Annotated in this window: 10 protein-coding genes and 1 pseudogene; 8 read left to right on the forward strand and 3 right to left on the reverse strand. The window is 59.2% G+C overall.

Annotated elements, in window-relative coordinates; genetic code table 11:
* Window positions 1-50: 50 nt before the first annotated feature.
* Window positions 51-1,031 carry a Ku protein gene (locus VJV58_RS07275; protein ID WP_324136672.1) on the reverse strand — a complete coding sequence of 327 codons (981 nt, stop codon included), beginning with the start codon at window positions 1,029-1,031 and terminating at the stop codon, window positions 51-53.
* Window positions 1,032-1,448: 417 nt separating this feature from the next.
* Here VJV58_RS07275 and VJV58_RS07280 point away from each other — a divergent pair, with 417 nt between their 5' ends.
* From VJV58_RS07280 to VJV58_RS07315, 8 genes are all read left to right on the forward strand, one after another.
* Complete coding sequence (locus VJV58_RS07280; RefSeq protein WP_324136661.1) at window positions 1,449-2,261, forward strand: hypothetical protein; 813 nt, start codon at window positions 1,449-1,451, stop codon at window positions 2,259-2,261.
* A gap of 702 nt (window positions 2,262-2,963) precedes the next feature.
* Entirely contained in the window at window positions 2,964-4,574 is a 1,611-nt protein-coding gene (locus tag VJV58_RS07285) for a radical SAM protein (protein WP_324136662.1), read from the forward strand.
* 39 nt (window positions 4,575-4,613) lie between these two features.
* Window positions 4,614-5,783: a thiolase C-terminal domain-containing protein gene (locus tag VJV58_RS07290; protein ID WP_324136663.1), complete on the forward strand. Its 1,170-nt coding sequence runs from the start codon at window positions 4,614-4,616 to the stop codon at window positions 5,781-5,783.
* A gap of 46 nt (window positions 5,784-5,829) precedes the next feature.
* On the forward strand, window positions 5,830-6,255 hold the full coding sequence (locus tag VJV58_RS07295) for a Zn-ribbon domain-containing OB-fold protein (protein WP_414641437.1): 426 nt from the start codon (window positions 5,830-5,832) through the stop codon (window positions 6,253-6,255).
* Between the two features lie 54 nt (window positions 6,256-6,309).
* Window positions 6,310-7,929, forward strand: a complete 1,620-nt coding sequence (locus VJV58_RS07300) for a B12-binding domain-containing radical SAM protein (protein WP_324136665.1) — start codon at window positions 6,310-6,312, stop codon at window positions 7,927-7,929.
* Entirely contained in the window at window positions 7,926-11,264 is a 3,339-nt protein-coding gene (locus VJV58_RS07305) for an adenylate/guanylate cyclase domain-containing protein (RefSeq protein WP_324136666.1), read from the forward strand. The genes VJV58_RS07300 and VJV58_RS07305 overlap by 4 nt, the downstream gene beginning before the upstream one ends.
* A gap of 633 nt (window positions 11,265-11,897) precedes the next feature.
* The gene (locus VJV58_RS07310; RefSeq protein ID WP_324136667.1) at window positions 11,898-13,130 is read left to right on the forward strand and encodes an EAL domain-containing response regulator; all 1,233 of its coding nucleotides are present in this window, start codon (window positions 11,898-11,900) and stop codon (window positions 13,128-13,130) included.
* A 266-nt stretch (window positions 13,131-13,396) separates the two neighbouring features.
* Complete coding sequence (locus VJV58_RS07315) at window positions 13,397-15,676, forward strand: PAS domain S-box protein (protein ID WP_324136668.1); 2,280 nt, start codon at window positions 13,397-13,399, stop codon at window positions 15,674-15,676.
* Between the two features lie 22 nt (window positions 15,677-15,698).
* On the opposite strand, the pseudogene VJV58_RS07320 reads toward VJV58_RS07315, so the two are convergent.
* Together VJV58_RS07320 and VJV58_RS07325 are read right to left on the reverse strand one after the other, a co-directional pair.
* A pseudogene (locus VJV58_RS07320) lies at window positions 15,699-15,829 on the reverse strand (IS5/IS1182 family transposase); the annotation flags it as partial.
* Window positions 15,830-15,844: 15 nt separating this feature from the next.
* A partial coding sequence (locus tag VJV58_RS07325; protein ID WP_324136669.1) for an NADP-dependent oxidoreductase occupies window positions 15,845-16,488 on the reverse strand: 644 nt, incomplete at its 5' end.

Genomic DNA, 16,488 nt, shown 5'->3' on the forward strand with positions numbered 1-16,488 from the left:
AGTTGCCGCCGCTCTGGACAGGGCTTTCCTTAAGCTGTGTCATCGTTTTTTTAGCGGGACTTATTTTTCGCGGGCCGCCGCGCGGCCGGTTTGGCTGGGCGTTCGTTGGCAATGCTGCGCCTGAGCGCGTCCATGAGGTTGACCACATTCTCTCGCGCCGGCTTGGCGGCAGGCGCATGCGCGGGCAGCTTAGCCCGCTTTTGCCGGAGGATGCGCACGAGAGCACTACGGTAGTGGTCCTCCAGCATACTCGGATCGAAATCTCCCAATTTCGTCTGGATAATGTGCTGCGCCAATTTCATCATCTCTACCGGGAGCTTCATGCGGGGAATTCCGCTGAAGTAATCAGCTTCGCCGCGGACCTCGTGCGCGAAGCGCAGGGTCACACCGCTCAGGCCGGTGCCCATGGGCTCAATCAGTAAGGGCCGCTCGCGCGAGGACAGCACGATGCGGGCCAATCCTATGACCTCTTCGCGGGCCATGGCATCCCGGATCACCGCGAAAGCTTCCTGGCTGATCTCCTCACGTGGCACGATGTAGTACGGCTTTTCGAAATATCGCGCGTCAATTTGCCCCGAGGGAAGGAAGCGCTCGATCTCGATAGTGCGCGTCGTCTCTAGGCGCGGAATTGGGGCGGCTTCCTCCTCATACTCATCACCATTGTCCGCCGCGGCAACGTCTTCTTTGTGTTGCTCGTGAGGACCTGACGGAATCGTAGGCGGGCTTTCGCGGCGGGATGGCACAGAGAGCTCGACGGCACCGGGGGAGGGGCGCTCGGTGCGCGCGCGCTCAAGGTCATCGTCTTCCACCAGCAAAAACTCGTTCTCGCCCACTTCATAACCGCGCGCTTTGTTGGAGGAAACCACGGCTTCACCAGTGATGGAATCGACCAGCTTGTGCTTGAGACGGTGACCAGTGCGTCGATTGATCTGCCGAAACGAGAGCCGCTCCGCCGCCGAAGTCGCGGGATAAAGCGCGATCGGACAGGAGACGAAGGACAGCTTTAGATAGCCTTTCCAGTAAGCTCGCATTGCTGGCACGGAAAAACTCCCAGGCAACGGGACGCAACAGCACGGTCGAAGGGCAGCTGGGACTCAACTGATGGACGGCGTTGAGGTTTCAACCACCTGCAGTGGGGTTCCACCTCTCTCGTCCATTCAAGCCGCCAAAGATGAGTGCCGGATACACCGCCAAAGTCAGTGGTTTTTGCGCACGGGCGTGGCAACAACGGCGGCCTTCCTCGCTTCCTTGGAGAGCTGTTCCGCTCGCGCGCCCCCAAGCGGTCACCGGATCGGCCAATAAGCGCAAGCAGGCGGCCGAAGCTAACTAAGCATTAACCACATAAACCCATGATCTAAGCTGATTTAGGTGGGTAATCGCTTAACGGGAGCCGTCGCTGGACTCGTCCACGCGACGGCTCTGTTCCCATTGATCGGAGGCGAACGCAGTTGGCTGAGACACCGGAAAAAGAACCAGAAACTGAGAGACTGAGTAGAGACACGCAGTTTGATAAAGAACGGGCAGCCCTAAAAAGGGGATCCGGCCGAATGCCGGCGTTCGTTGTCTGCTCATTGGCTTTGGCCGTCATGGGTGCGGTGGCCACCTATGCGTTGCCGGATTTCAATATTGCTCTACCGTATTTCAGCAGCTTCCCTGAACTACTTCGACGCGACACGGGTTCAGCGCCATTGCCCGGCCCCGACGTCAGCGCCGCGCTGAAGGATATCCAGTCGGCTCAAGAACGAAATGCAGCTGCACTACAGGAAAATGGCGCTGCTCTGCAGCATAACACCGCCATGTTGCAAGTAGGCGCAGCCGCAGTCGAATCTCTCAGGCAAGGCCTGACGCCTCAACAGAACAATCTAAAAGCAATATCCAATCAACTCGCTTCGTTAATGGTACGAGTGGACTCGCTACAAAATGCGTTGGCGCCGCTGACGACCTCCTCCATCCCGCAGCCAAATCGCGCCCGGCTGGGCAAAACGTCGCGCAAAAAACAGTCTCAACTGCGCGATGAGCCGGTCGGACCTGTTTCGCTTGGAGGAGCCCCGCTGAAACCAACGCCGGGTCGGGCGCGGGTTAGGCTTTCGGCGGCTGACGCGCGGCCCTCCGGGCCCACTTCGCGCTCATTTACCGGTGTGATAGAACCCGTTCAGTCCAAGAATTCCAACGAAGATCAGGCAGACAGCTACTGCGAAGCTCAGAACGCCGGGTGCGATCATGAGGAACGCTCCCCCAGCCACAGTAATGAAGGGCAGTAGCGGTTCGGTGGCATCCAGGTGCATCTTGGAATTAGCAGATTCAGATCCTTCACCCGAGGGCCGGCGCGCCGTCAGTACGTCCACGCCTGGCTCAAAACGGGCGATACAGTCGCTCTTTTTCAGCCGGGCAACGAGGTCGGCAGCAGTCTCCCGGAGAAGCTCATTGAACTCGCTTCTCCGGTCAACCCAGTCAAAATCTCGCTGAGTTCATAGCCAATGCGTCGGTACGCATTCCGAAGGCTGCCAAACCTTTCGCAATAGACGTCGATGCTGGGGACGCCCAATGTGCGGTTGATTATCGCTTCATTGAGCCGTCCTTCTGTTTCGAGCAGTGACTTCAATCGCAGCAATAATTCGTCGTCAGTGAGATGTAACCAACGAAGCGTCAGGCGTCTGGCTGGACTCGCCCTTACTCGCGTATTGGAAGCCGGAAGGGAGTGAGGCGGCTTTCGGGATCTGTGCCGAGATTGTGAATCGTTGTCGTACATGTGTTGAGAAGCGCGGATTCCAGCGCCGCCCCTCGCGGACAGGTCATGTCCAAGCACCGGAATTCACTCGAGGGCTGGCCCGCGCCGTCAAACCGACGGCCTTTGCCGCATTCCGTTACTTTTTTGGCTCAACAAGGTGGCTCGGCTCCGAATACGATGCTAGGGTGCGCAAGCATTGCCCGACGCGCGTATTGGTTGGGAGGGGACTGTTCGCATGCACATCGTGCTTGTATCCCCAAAAAACCCGCGGAGCTTCTGGACCCTGGACGGGTCGCTGCCCGTGCTCGGAAAGCCCTGCGCCCTGCCTAATCTCGCGCTGCCGACGGTCGCCGCACTCACTCCAAAGCCGCACACGGTTGAGCTAGTGGACGAGAATGTCGAGGCCGTGGACTTTCGTGTCGACGCGGATCTGATTGGAATAACTGGCTTCATCGTTCACAAGGAGCGCATGTTCGAGCTGATCGCCAGGTTCAAGGCGGAAGGCAAGCGCGTAGCTGTCGGAGGATCTTATGCCACGCTTTGTCCCGAAGACTTTCACGGCAAAGTCGACGTGCTGTTCGCAGGCGAGGCGGAGGAGACGTGGCCACGCTTTCTGGAAGACTATTCGCGAGGGGATTGGGAGCCCGTTTACCGCGCACCACGATTGCCCGACATCGCTTCCCGACCGATCCCCAGATTCGACCTGCTGCGTACGGGCCGGTATCGCACGATGCTCATGCAGTTTGCGCGCGGGTGCCCGTTTGACTGCGAGTTCTGCGACATTATCGTAATGTACGGGCGAAAGCCCCGGACGAAATCGGTAGCTTCGGCCATGGCGGAGGTCGAGGCGCTGCACCGGCTAGGCGCGAGGAGCGTGTTTCTCGTCGACGACAATTTCATCGGCAACCGCGCGCGCGCGAAAGATTTTCTGCGCGCCCTTGCCGAATGGCAGAAGAAGCGCGGCTACCCGATCACGTTTCAGACGGAAGCCTCCATCAACTTGGCTCGCCACGACGAGTTGCTCGATCTAATGCGTGCCGCCCGCTTCAGGTCGATATTCGTAGGAATCGAGAGTCCTCGCAAGGCGTCCCTGGACGAGACGGGCAAAGTTCAGAACGCGCGCGAGGACATGGTCGTTGCGGTCCACAAGATTCAATCCTACGGCATCGAAGTGCAGGCCGGCATGATTGTCGGGTTCGACGCCGACGATACGAGCATATTTGAGGAACACTCACGGTTTCTCGAAGAGGCGCGGATACCCATATCGATGACTGGCCTCCTCAATGCCCTCCCCAAGACCCCTCTGTACGAGCGACTCGAGCGCGAAGGGCGGCTGCTCGGAACGACGACTGGGGATCAATTCGTGTTCACCAACATCGTCCCTGCCGGGATGACTCGGCTGGAGCTCTATCGTGGTTACCGCGAGCTATTGGAGGAGCTCTACGACCATAGACTTTTTCGGCGAAGGGCGCTGGCTCTCATCCGGCACATCGGCGCGGCGGGCGGACGGTCCAGCCTGAGAGACGTCGGCGTATTTTTTCGGTATCTCTGGTATTGCGTTCTCCGAGCCGACAGGTCGCGCGCGGCCCTTAGCATTTCTCTATTTGCAGCCGCGCTGATGCACAAACCGAGTCGCCTAGGCCTAGCCGTGGCCCTGGCGATCTGGCACGTCCATCTGCACGATTTCGTGCGCACGCTCTCGCCACTACTGTCGGAAATGCAGGAGGCTTTGGCGCACAACCCCACGAGCGGGCACATTCTGCCTGCGCAAATTCTAAGCGAAGGTCCAGATTCTGCTGCGTTCGCGGAGCTGTGCGAGCCGGTTGCCCGAGCCGCGAGAGGGTGAGGCGATGTAGAACAGCTCGAGAAGATCGTGCGAGGAACGATGGCAAGGAAGGCTGCAATCGTCGGCGTCGGCGAGACCGCCTACACGAGGGGGACCGACGATACTCCGCTGGAGCTGATGCTCGCCGCGTCGAAACGGGCGGCTGACGATGCCGGGATTTCGCTTCGCGAAATCGATGCGGTCCTCCCGCCGCCGGCATTCGTGACGGCGGACGAACTCGCCGCAAATTTCGGTGTCGAATTGAGCTACGCCGTCACGCATCAACAAGGGGGCGCGAGCCCCACCGCCGCCCTGCAAACCGCGGCCCTCATCGTGACCCATGGCGCGGCCCGAAACGTTCTCGTCGTGATGGGCTGGAACGGATACTCGGCTATCCGTCCGAAGCAAGGCAGCAAGGCGCCTCCGCTCAAAGTGGGCGAGGGCCTGGCGTCACTCTCCACGACGCTGCGGGACTACTACAACCCACAGGGCGCGACCGCGCCGGCCCAGTGGTACGCCTGGCTCGCCATGCGTCACAAGCAGCTCTACGGAATCCCAGACGAGGCCACGGGCGCCGTCGCTGTCGCCGCGCGCAAACATGCCCAGCAAAACAGCCGCGCTCTGATGCGGGGGCGCCCCCTCGACATGCAAACGTACCTCGCCTCCCGCTGGATTTCGGAGCCATTCCGCCTGTTCGACTGCTGCCTCGAGACCGACGGGGCGTGCGCGATCATCGTGAGTACCGACGACCGCGCTCGCGACCTTCGCACAAAACCGGTTCTCATCCTCGACGCAGCGCAAGGACGTCCGACGCCTGCCGACGACATCGCATCCCGGGCGAATTTGCTGAAAGTTGGCCTTGCGTCTGCAGCCCGGCGCGCCCTGCAGACGTCGGGCTTGAAGTTGAGCGATATCGACGTGTTCGAGATCTACGATTGCTTCACGTACGTGGTGCTGCTCCAAATCGAGGCACTTGGGTTGTGTGGCCCGGGCGAATGCGGAGATTTCGTGAAAGGCGGCAGCATTGAGCTTGGCGGACGTTGCCCGATCAATACCCACGGTGGTCTATTGTCTCAAGGTCACGCCTGGGGCCTCAACCACGTCGTTGAGGCCGTTCGCCAACTTCGCCACGAAGCAGGTGGAGCGCAGGTCTCAGACGCGCAACTCGCGTTGGTGACGGGCTGGGGCGATTTCGGCGACGGCAGCGTGGCAATCCTTGGAAAAGGGTGATCCCGTGACCCTCCTGGCACGCCCAGTTCCGGCTTCTGAAAACGCGATGTGGGCCGCTTTCTATGCGTATTGTGCGCGTAGGGAACTTCACTTCCAGCGTTGCGAGCAGTGCGCCTGCTGGCGACACCCACCGCGCCCGATGTGTCCTTTGTGTCATTCGGATCGTTGGGAATGGTTTGCTGCGACTGGCCGTGGCCGAATTCACAGCTGGACGATCGTACACCAGGCGTTCCATCCGGCGTTCGCTCCCGACGTTCCTTACGCCATTCTTCTCGGCGAGATGGAGGAAGGTGTGAGACTGGTCGCGCGCCTTTCCAAGAAAGACGAGCCGAACGTCCGGCTGGCTCTCGATCTCCCTTTGCAGGTGGAGTTCGAACCCGTTTCAAATGAGATCGCTCTTCCGACTTTCTCCATAGCGCGAGCCGGCGATGCCGCGCCAGGCAAGGCAGTGCCGTCTGAACCCGAGGCGTGAGGTATCGCGAAAGGCAGTAAGTCCGTCGAACAGCCCAAAATCAGCGAGGCGCCCGTGATCAGAAAGATTGTATGCATTCAGATGAACGGAGAGTTTCCCGATTTCACGCATCGACTGGTGATGCCGGACTACGGTTTGCCATTGATTGGAACGCTCCTCGCGAAGGAGGGCTACGACGTGCGCATCTTCATCGAGCACGTTCAACCGCCAAGCTGGGACGCGATTCGGCAGTCGGATCTGGTCTGCTTCTCCACCTTGAACGCTGGAGCCGACAAAGTTTACAAGCTGGCTGATAGAATCCGTGCGGAGTTGGGGATCCCGACGGTGCTCGGCGGGACGAACGCGAGCTACTACCCGGAGGCCGCGCTAGAGCACTGCGACTATGTCGTCTTTGGAGAGGGCGACGAGACGATTATCGAGCTGGTCGCGACGCTGCGCGCAAAGGGCGACCCTGCCGGCGTGCGCGGGATCGCCTTTCGCAACGGCCAGCGTACGCACCGCACGCCGAGCCGGCCGGGGCCCGAGCGCTTCGACACGGCCCCCGATTTTCGCCTCATCGAGGGGTACAGGCATATGACGATGCTGGATATGCTTCGCCAGCGCCGGCGACCCCTGTTGACGGCGCAAGCGTCCCGAGGCTGCCAATTCAAGTGTACGTTTTGCATCGTCAACACAATGTTTCCGACCGGGTATCGGAAGCGAGACATCGAAAGCGTCATCGCGGACCTGCGGGACAAGCAGCGGTACGGCTCCAACTTGATGTTCGTAGACAACGACTTCACCATGAAACGAAAGGCAACCAAGCAGCTCTTGCGTCGCATCATCGAAGAAAAGTTCGGATACAAATTTGTTGTTTTCGCGCGGACGGAGATCGCCCGCGACAAGGAACTGCTCGACCTCATGCGCGAGGCGGGCGTTACCTGCGTCTATCAGGGCTACGAGTCCATCCGCGCCGACACGCTCGAGTCCTACGATAAGCATCAAACGCTCGCGCAGATCGAGACCGCGATTTCGACGCTTCATGCGCACGGGTTTCAAATCCTCGGCTCGTTCGTTGTCGGTGCCGATACAGACACACTCGACAGCCTCCGAGAGACCCTCGAATTCGTGCGTGCACAGAAGCTCACCTACGCCTACTTCTTTCCAATTTGGGGGCACTACCCCGAGCAGATGAACGGATACCGAACGATCGTGCCGTGGTACCGGAGCATCTTCCACAGCTGGAAATACAGCGACGGCAACTTCGTCACGCACTTTCCCCTCCACATGTCCCCGTCGCGGCTTCAGCGGCTCGTCATCGAGGCCTATGACGAGCTGTACGGACCGGCGGAGATCTTGCGGGCGGTAAGGCGGAACGATCTCCCTTCGGCACGAGGGAAGTTTCTACATTGGTACTCTTGGCATAGGGTCAGGAAGGCCATGGTGGAGTACGTCCCATTTTTAGAGGAGGTCGAGAGGGAGCTTTACGACGAGGATGGTACGCTGCGGGAGGACGCCCTCCTGCAGCGAGTGAACGCGAATTCGCGCTGGTGCTTCCGTGAGGGGAACCGAGCGGTGGAAGCCCTGGGTCTGACCCCGCTCGAATTGCCCGTCCCTCGGTCCCGAAACATCACTTGTGTGCCCCCCAAGCTGGACCCGCCGTCCATCCCCGTTGCGGACTCCGTCGAGTCATGAGCGGCTTGCTCTGCACCGCATGCGGAAGTGACGCGGAGTACGGGGCCCGCTTCTGCGAGCGATGCGGCGCACAGTTGCTCCAGCGGTGTTCTCAGTGCGGGCATGGATTGACCCGAACCGCGCTGTTTTGCTCTCGGTGCGGGGCATCCGTCGACCTGATTCGTCAGAATGTGTCCATCGAAACGGTGAGGACCGACCCGGAGAGGCGTCAGCTGACCGTCATGTTTTGTGATCTCGTTGGGTCGACAGCGCTGTCGTCTCGGCTCGATCCTGAGGACATGCGTACCATTATCAGTTGCTACCGCAAGGTTGCCGCGAAGGCGGTTCAAGACTACGACGGTTTTGTTGCAAGATTTATGGGAGATGGCATCCTAGCTTATTTCGGCTACCCACAGGCGCATGAGCACGACGCAGAGCATGCAGTGCGAGCTGGACTCGCCATCGCGGACGTCGCCCCTACACTCGAGAATGCGTTTGGCGAAACGTTGCATGTGCGAGTTGGCATCGCAACAGGGATCGTCGTCGTTGGGGACATCACTGAGGCGGGCGAGTCGCGTGAGCGAGATGTTGTAGGCGACACGCCGAACCTGGCTGCTCGTCTGCAGGCGATAGCGAAACCAGACAGTGTCGTTATTGCTGAATCAACGCGCCGTTTGATCGGCGATCTCTTCCAGTTGAATGACCTGGGCTTGCAGGACCTCAAAGGTATAGCAAGAGAGACAAGAGCCTTTCAGGTGGTTCGCGCCCGGCCTGTCGAAAGTCGTTTTGAAGCGATGCGCGGCGCGCTGACCCCGCTTGTCGGACGTGACAAGGAAATCGAAGTGCTGTTGCACCTCTGGGAAAAGGCCAAGCACGGCGAGGGCCAACTCGTGCTTCTCTCCGGCGAGCCCGGCATCGGAAAGACTCGGCTTATGGAGGTGCTGAAGCAGCGTGCCGGGGTGGAGGCTTCGGCGTGCAGCGAATTTCGATGCTCGCCCGAGCACCGCAGCACGTCACTTTACCCGGTCGTCGATTTTCTCCAACGGCTCATGCGATTTCACGAGTGCAGTTCGCCGGAGGAGAGACTTGCGCGCCTGGAGGCCTCGTTGACCGGATACAAATTTTGCGGGCCCGAAGACGTTTCTCTGATCGCAAATCTGCTGTCGCTGCCGGTCGGCGAGAAGTACCCAACCCCCGTGGGCAGCCCCGCCCTGCTGAAGCGGCGCACCCTCGAGGCGCTGGTTGCGTGGCTTTGCGAAAGATCCGCCGAGAATCCGCTGCTGGGCATCTGGGAGGATCTGCACTGGGCCGATCCGTCGACCCTGGAGTTGCTCGGTTTGCTGATCGAGCGCCTTCCTAACGTCTCGATCATGACCGCCTTTACCTTTCGGAGCACGTTCGATCCCCCCTGGACGAAGCGGCCGCACGTCACCGAGCTTAAGGTGAATCGGCTCGACGACTCGGATGTGGAGTCGATGGTCCGTGTGCTGGCCAAGCTTCGCGATTTGCCGCCGCTCGCCGTGAGGCGCATCGTTACGAAGACGGATGGCGTGCCGCTCTTCGTCGAGGAACTGACGAAGATGCTGTTGGAAACCGGGGCTTTGCGGGAGGCCAACCTCGCGGATACGGACGTCCCATCGACTTTGCAAGACTCCCTCATGGCACGACTCGACCGGCTCGAGAGCGCGAAGACGGTCGCTCAAATAGGCGCGACCATCGGTCGGGAATTTGCGTATGCGCTTATTCGCGAGGTGGGCGAATACGACGACCCGACGCTGGAGCGCGAACTTCGCCGCCTCTGTGACGCCGAACTACTCCGCGAGTACGGTGCGCCGCCGTCGTCTCGGTACTCCTTCCGGCATGCGTTGATTCGGGACGCCGCCTACAATTCTCTGCTTCGAAGTCGCAAGCGTCTGGTGCACCGTAAGGTGGCCGAGGTTCTCAGGAATAGAGACGGGCTCGAGCAGAGCCATCCTGAGCTGCTGGCGCATCACTTCGCAGAGGGCCAGCTGCCGGAGATCGCGATCCAGTATTTGCAAAAAGCAGGCGAGCAGGCAGTGCGCAGGTCGGCCAATGCGGAGGCCGTCAATCACCTGCAGGCGGGGCTGGAGCTGCTACGCAAGCTTGCTCCATCGGCCGCTCGGGATTCCAAGGAGCTTTCCCTTCAAGTAGCCCTTGGCGCGCCGTTGATCGCGGCCAAGGGGTTCGCCTCGGCGGATGTGCAAGCGATATTCACCCGCGCGCGAGAGCTGTGTGGTGTTCTGCACGCGACCGGCGACCTTTTTCCGGTCTTATTCAGGTTGCGATCGTTTCACCTCGTGAAGGGAGACAGCCAGACTGCTTACGATCTCGGCAAAGAACTTGTGGAACTCGCCCAACGTGTGGGCGACCCCGACCTTCTCATCGAGGCGTACTACGCGCTGGGCGCAGCCATTTATTACAGGGGCGACTTCCCGTCCGCCCTGGAGGAGTTCCGTCGCATGGAGATGTTATATGATGCCGACCGCCACGGTTCTCATGCTTACCTGTACGGACAGGAGCCGGGAATGGCGTGCCTGGCGTACCAGGGCTGCGCTATGGCTTACATGGGACAACCGGCCGACGGTCAGCAGAAGCTACGGGCCGCCCTAGCAATCGCCGAGAGGGCCAACCATCCGTTTAGTCTCGCATTCTCGTGGACGTTCGCTGCGTGGTTTTACAGCGTTTGCGGCCACGCGAGACGCATGCAGTCTTGTGCGGAGACGGCGATAGCAGTCTCGACCAAGTATGGATTCCCATTTTGGCGCGCGATGGCGACGAATTTCCTTGGCGGAGCGCTCACGGAGCAAGGCCGTCCGCTGGAAGGGCTCGAACTGCTTCTGCAGGGCATCAACGGTGTTCGAGTGACCGGGTCCGAGCAGGGCAGCGTCCTATGGTTACGCCTGCTCTCGCGCGCGTACGGCGCGCTTGGGCGCCACGTCGATGCGCTGCGATCCATCGACGAGAGCATCGCGATGAGCGAGTCTTTGGGCGACAAGAATTTCGACTCGGCCAGCATCCATCGTGCAAAGGGAGAGCTGTTGCTGGCACGTCAACAGGGCTCAGCAGACGTCGAGACCGCTGAGGCACTCTTCGCTCGTTCGCTAGAGCTGGGGCAGCTTCAGGGTGCCCGGCTCGCAGCGCTGAGCGCGGCCACCTGCCTTGCCCGGCTATGGAGCGCGCGGGGCGAGACGGAAGCCGCGCAGCGCATCGTTTCGGAGCAGCTTGAGGGCCTCGCCCCCGCGAAGGGGGCGGCCCGCCTGCCGGTCGTTCAAGCGGCGAGGGCTGCGCTCGAAGTGCTCGGGAATGCGTCGGGCAAGCGGGAGTGTGTGAGCTGACGGCTATTGCCCGTGCGACACTTTGCGCGACCTGTTGCCGATCGGCCGATGGCTCTTCAAGCCACCCCGCGCTGCCTCTAACCTGTGACAGGCAGATCGTGTGAAGCATCCGAGTGCAGTGACGCTAGTATCAAGCCTCGTGGCGAAATGTGTCAGCATCGGGCGCCATCTACCAAGGGCTTCCAGCAAAGAGGTCGGCTTCGGGTCAAACTCGGAAGTTGCGGTCGGTTCGGCCCGACTTCCGCTCTTCCGCCAAGAGCGACATAGGGCTATCGGGCCCTAGGCCGCCGGTTTGCGAGCGTGCCTCGACCTTTCTTATTGTTGGCCGACAGGCCCGGGACCAGCCTGACTTCACCTTGGCTCACGACGATATGAGCTCTGTGGATGGGTCCGATCATGCTCGTCGGTGCCTCCCGGAGTTTCCTCCAAAGCCACCCGTATCAGTCATGTCTTATTAAGGCATCCCGTTAACGTCGCTAAAAACAACTGTGGCCAAGATGGCCGAACTGTTCGCCGAATAAATGAGAGCGTGTTCTTCTGCCATTCGGAACTCTGCGCGGACACCTCCCAACAGCAGAGTTAGCTCTACCGTAAGGGATGTGTGCTTTTAGTTCCGCAACCAAGGATCAGCTCATGGTAGGAGCGGGAAACGCGGGTGGTGCGCCTCTAGCGTACGTGCTGGACGACGAAACCGCTGTGGCAACCATGATCTGCAAGCAGCTTGCCATGCTGGGCATGGAGGCGTGGCAGTTCAGTGAGCCGGCCAAGTTTTTTAGTTCGTTGAAAGTCTCCCGTCCCAAACTGGTCGTGCTGGACCTGGCGCTCGGGAAGTCGGACGCCGTGGAGGTAATTCAAAAGCTGGATGCGCTCAAATTCACCGGAAAGATCTTGCTCGTTAGTGGTCGTGATGAACGCACCTTGAGCGAGATCGAAAAGATTGGACGCTCGAGGGGATTGCTTATGCTGCCCTCGCTTCAGAAGCCTTTTCGCACCGCCGATTTGAAGAATAGATGGCTTCAGCAACCTGAGCCGGTACCAACCGATTCGAACTCAGTGTCACGCGCGCCGGCAAAGCCAGTGATTGATTTGGCAGAAGCGATTCGAGAGAACTGGCTTGAAGTATGGTATCAGCCCAAGATTAATCTGAGATCGCTCACAGTTAGCGGCGCCGAGGCTTTGATCCGAGCACGGCATCCGTTGCATGGTTTGATAGCGCCTGTCGATCTGTTGCCACCGGTGGGAGACCCACTCTATCGGTCGTTATCTTCCTTTGTTCTTCGCAGCACTTTGGAAGACTGGCCGCTGTTTGCCAGGCGAGGATATCCGCTTAAACTTGCTATCAACGTCCCTGCATCCGTCGTTGGCGAGCCCGGGTTTGTCGATGAGGTGCGCCGCGCGATTCCCTTCGATACGGCCTTTCCCGGCTTGATCATCGAAATAACGGAAGATGAAGTGATCGCAGATCCCAAGGGGATTGGCGAGGTCATGACGCAATTGAGACTCTACAACACGACTATCTCGATCGATGATTTTGGATCCGCACATTCTTCGTTGGCACGGGTGAAGGATTTACCCTTTACGGAAATCAAGCTCGATCGCAGTTTTGTGAGTGGTTGTGCCTTCGATCCGCTTAAGAGGGGCCTTTGCCAAACAGTGGTAGATCTAGCCCATCGCTTCGACGCCTCCACATGTGGGGAGGGCATCGAAACCATCGATGATTTGCGCTGCCTGGTTGGTCTTGGCTTTGATAGCGGACAGGGATTTTTATTTGCAAGGCCGATGCCTCGGAATGATTTTATCAATTCTCTTCTTTCCCAAACATTCGAGCCTTTGCCTGCTATCCAACCGAGACGCGCGAAAGGATGAGCCGTCAAACGGGAAAGAACCGTGCCGAAAAATTCTCTTTTGGCGGCGCCCGGCACCTATCGTTCTTGATTCGATTTCGCCGGACGCCGTGGTCGCTTGATGCCGCGACAAAAATCAAATCCGAACCGGTCCAACCTGGCCGGCCTAGCTTCAACGACGAACGCGGTGTTGCCGGGGTTCAAACCTCAGAAATGCGTTCCCATAACCGGCGTCATCACACGCGTTCATCAATTAGGTAACGGTAACATCAACAGATCGCAAAACCGATGAGCCTTGTTGCTGCACTAATCTACTGGGTTATCATATCGCTTTGGCTCGCCGTGCTTACGGCGGTGGGCGTGGCGTTTGTCCGGAATCCGCGGACCTTCGGTGCGGCGCGCTTGTTGTTGTCCGTCATCGTGATCGACACGGTTCGGAACATCATCGAAAATCTGTATTTCGGCTTGTACTTCGGTGGTCAATACGGACTTTTCCCCGCTGCCATCGTTGGAGCGCTGGGAAATCCTACCTACCTTATTCTTCCGAAGGTGATGAACGTCATTGCTGCTTCTGCCGTGCTGGGCTTGCTTGTACTTCGATGGCTTCCGCAGGCATCGAAAGAACGCGCCGAAGTAGATGCGGCCGTGCACGAGAAGACAGTGGCTTTAAACCGAGAGGCAGAAGAGCGGCGGCATCTATTCGAGACCTCGCTGGATCTGATCCTGGTTACCGACCGCAGGGGAATGCTTACGCGGGTAAGCCCAAGCGCGCTGGCAATCGTTGGTTATCAGCCCGGCGAGATGACCGGACACAACGCCGCGGAATTCATCTACGAAGCCGATCTTGAAGCTACCCGTAACGAAATGCGGCTCGCCCGCAAGGGCCGGCAGACGCGTAACTTCGAAACAAGGTACGTTCACAAAGATGGACGAACCATTCCCCTGACGTGGTCGGGCGTTTGGTCCGAACCGGAGCAAAAGCATTTCTTCTTTGGTCGCGACATGACCGAAAGAAAGGCTGCCGAAAAAAATCTGGAGAGAACCCGCGCGTTCTTTAACTCCATTATCGAGAGCCTGCCTGCAATGCTGTTGGTGAAGGCCGCCGCCGATGGGAAAGTTGTTCTCGTCAACAGCGCCGCCGAAGAGCTGCTTGGGTACGACCGCGGCGAAATCATAGGTAAGACCGCGACCGAGCTATTTCCGCTGCAGGACGCGCAATCCATTCTGCGTCAGGACGCGCAGGCGCTGGCATTAGGCAGGGCCGTCGAAGATGAATATACGTTGACGACCCGAAAAATGGGTGTTCGCCGCCTGCGTATGAAGAGATTTCCGCTTCTTAACGAGCAAGAAACCGAACAGTATGTCGTTGCGTTTGCAGAGGATGTCACGGCTCAGCGTGAAACCGAAGATCAGCTCTTTCAAGCTCAAAAGATGGAAGCCATCGGGCATTTGACGGGCGGCCTCGCACACGATTTTAACAACCTGCTGGCTGTAATAATCGGAAATTTGGATGTTATGGCTGAATTGGGCTCATCGACGCCTGAACAGGCAGACCTAAGTTCAGCAGCCCTGGAAGCTGCCTTAAGTGGAGCCGAGTTGACGCGCCGATTGCTCGCGTTCGCGCGCCGCCAGCCCTTGCAGCCAGAAGAAGTAGATGCCAACACATTGGTCAGTGGCATCACCAAGCTGCTGGGTCGCACCCTCGGAGAGGATATCAAGATCACCCTCGATCTGGATCCTGCGACAAAGCCAATTTTCGTCGATCGCGTGCAACTGGAAACAGCGATCACTAACCTCGCAAACAATGCCAGGGATGCAATGCCCGCTGGTGGTCAATTGATCATAGCGACCCGCAATGGACATTTGGATCAGGATTACATCGACAAGCATGCCGAGGTTGATGCCGGCGAGTACGTTGTCATCGAAATAAGTGATACGGGCCTAGGTATGTCTCCGGAGGTCACTGAGCGAATTTTCGAACCGTTTTACACGACGAAAGGGGTGGGGAAGGGAACAGGCTTGGGACTAAGTATGGTCTTCGGATTCTTGAAACAGTCCGCGGGTCATATCAGTGTTTATAGTGAGCCCGGCCTTGGAACTACGTTCCGGCTATATTTGCAACCGTCGCAGTTGCGTTCACAGAACATGGTTGTAGAAGCGCCACCATTGCAGCCCAGCTACAAAAACGAAGAGACCGTTCTTGTGGTTGAAGACAATGCGAGCCTGCGGGCTGTAGTCGTAAGGCAATTGAAGGCCATCGGGCTACGCGTGCTCGAGGCGGAAAATGCCCAAATCGCCCTGAACATGCTGAAGGATGACCCCAAGATAGATCTGATCTTTACCGATGTTGTGCTCCCGGGCGATATGGACGGCTACACACTGGCTCGTACGATAAATGAGGATCATCCTCATGCGAAGATCATAATGACCTCTGGCTTTCCGGGTATGAGGTTTAAGGATACCGAACTCGCCAAGAGCTTACCACTTCTCAGCAAACCTTATCGAAAGCAGGATCTGGTCCGAATGGTGCGAGAGGTATTGCACGAGCGCGCCCAACGTGTGAGCTGATTGGCTGGTCACAGAACTGGTCGGGGGCACGTGGACTCATTAACGCGGAGCAACACTCTAATGAAGCGAGTTGGACGAAGGATAGGTAGTTAGCGGCTTGTCGTAGCGGGTTGCCACCCGACGACATTGCTTGGTTTTGTTGAAGAACCGTTCGCCCTTCCAAAGTCCTCACGGACGAACCCGGATGATCGTCTTCCCCGCGCGTCGCTCGGTCGAGTTGAAGGCGGCGACCGCATCGTCGAGGATCGAGACGTTGCCGATGTTCGTCCGCAGTCGTCCGTCCCGCACCCGCTGGACGATTTCACTCAGTTGGGCGCGGTCGGCCTCGACAACGAAGTCGACCGCCAGCCCGTCGGCGGGCCGCGCCTCGGCCGGCCCGACGATCGATACCAGTATTCCTCCGGCTCGAACCAGGGCCGCGGACCGCTTCTGGATGTCGCCGCCGATGACATCAAACACCAGATCGACGCCGCCGACGTCTTCCAGCGCATCGCTGTCGAGGTCGACGAACTCCTTCGCGCCGAAGTCGAGCGCCTTCTGACGGTCGGCGGCGCGACCGGTGCCGATGACATAGGCACCGGCCTCACGTGCGAGTTGCGTCACCATCGAACCGACTGCTCCGGCCGCGCCGTGCGCGAGGACGCTCTGCCCCGCCCGGAGGCGACCGTGGTCGAACAGGCCCTGCCACGCCGTCAGGCCCGAGATCGGCAGGCTCTCCCCCGCCACGAAGTCGACGTCGCCCGGCAGCGGCGCGAGGTCGCGGGCCTCGATCGCCACGTACTCGGCCAGGGTGCCGTCGCGATACCAGTCCG

Origin of the sequence: Bradyrhizobium sp., from assembly GCF_035273305.1 — a bacterium.
GTDB lineage: Bacteria > Pseudomonadota > Alphaproteobacteria > Rhizobiales > Xanthobacteraceae > Bradyrhizobium.

What these genes read in the sequence shown, in the direction of transcription:
- VJV58_RS07285 (WP_324136662.1), top strand. Translation starts at nt 2,964, where the DNA reads ATGCACATCGTGCTTGTATCCCCAAAAAACCCGCGGAGCTTCTGGACC.
- VJV58_RS07315 (WP_324136668.1), top strand. Translation starts at nt 13,397, where the DNA reads ATGAGCCTTGTTGCTGCACTAATCTACTGGGTTATCATATCGCTTTGG.
- VJV58_RS07295 (WP_414641437.1), top strand. Translation starts at nt 5,830, where the DNA reads ATGTGGGCCGCTTTCTATGCGTATTGTGCGCGTAGGGAACTTCACTTC.
- VJV58_RS07290 (WP_324136663.1), top strand. Translation starts at nt 4,614, where the DNA reads ATGGCAAGGAAGGCTGCAATCGTCGGCGTCGGCGAGACCGCCTACACG.
- VJV58_RS07310 (WP_324136667.1), top strand. Translation starts at nt 11,898, where the DNA reads ATGGTAGGAGCGGGAAACGCGGGTGGTGCGCCTCTAGCGTACGTGCTG.
- VJV58_RS07305 (WP_324136666.1), top strand. Translation starts at nt 7,926, where the DNA reads ATGAGCGGCTTGCTCTGCACCGCATGCGGAAGTGACGCGGAGTACGGG.
- VJV58_RS07275 (WP_324136672.1), bottom strand. Translation starts at nt 1,031, where the DNA reads ATGCGAGCTTACTGGAAAGGCTATCTAAAGCTGTCCTTCGTCTCCTGT.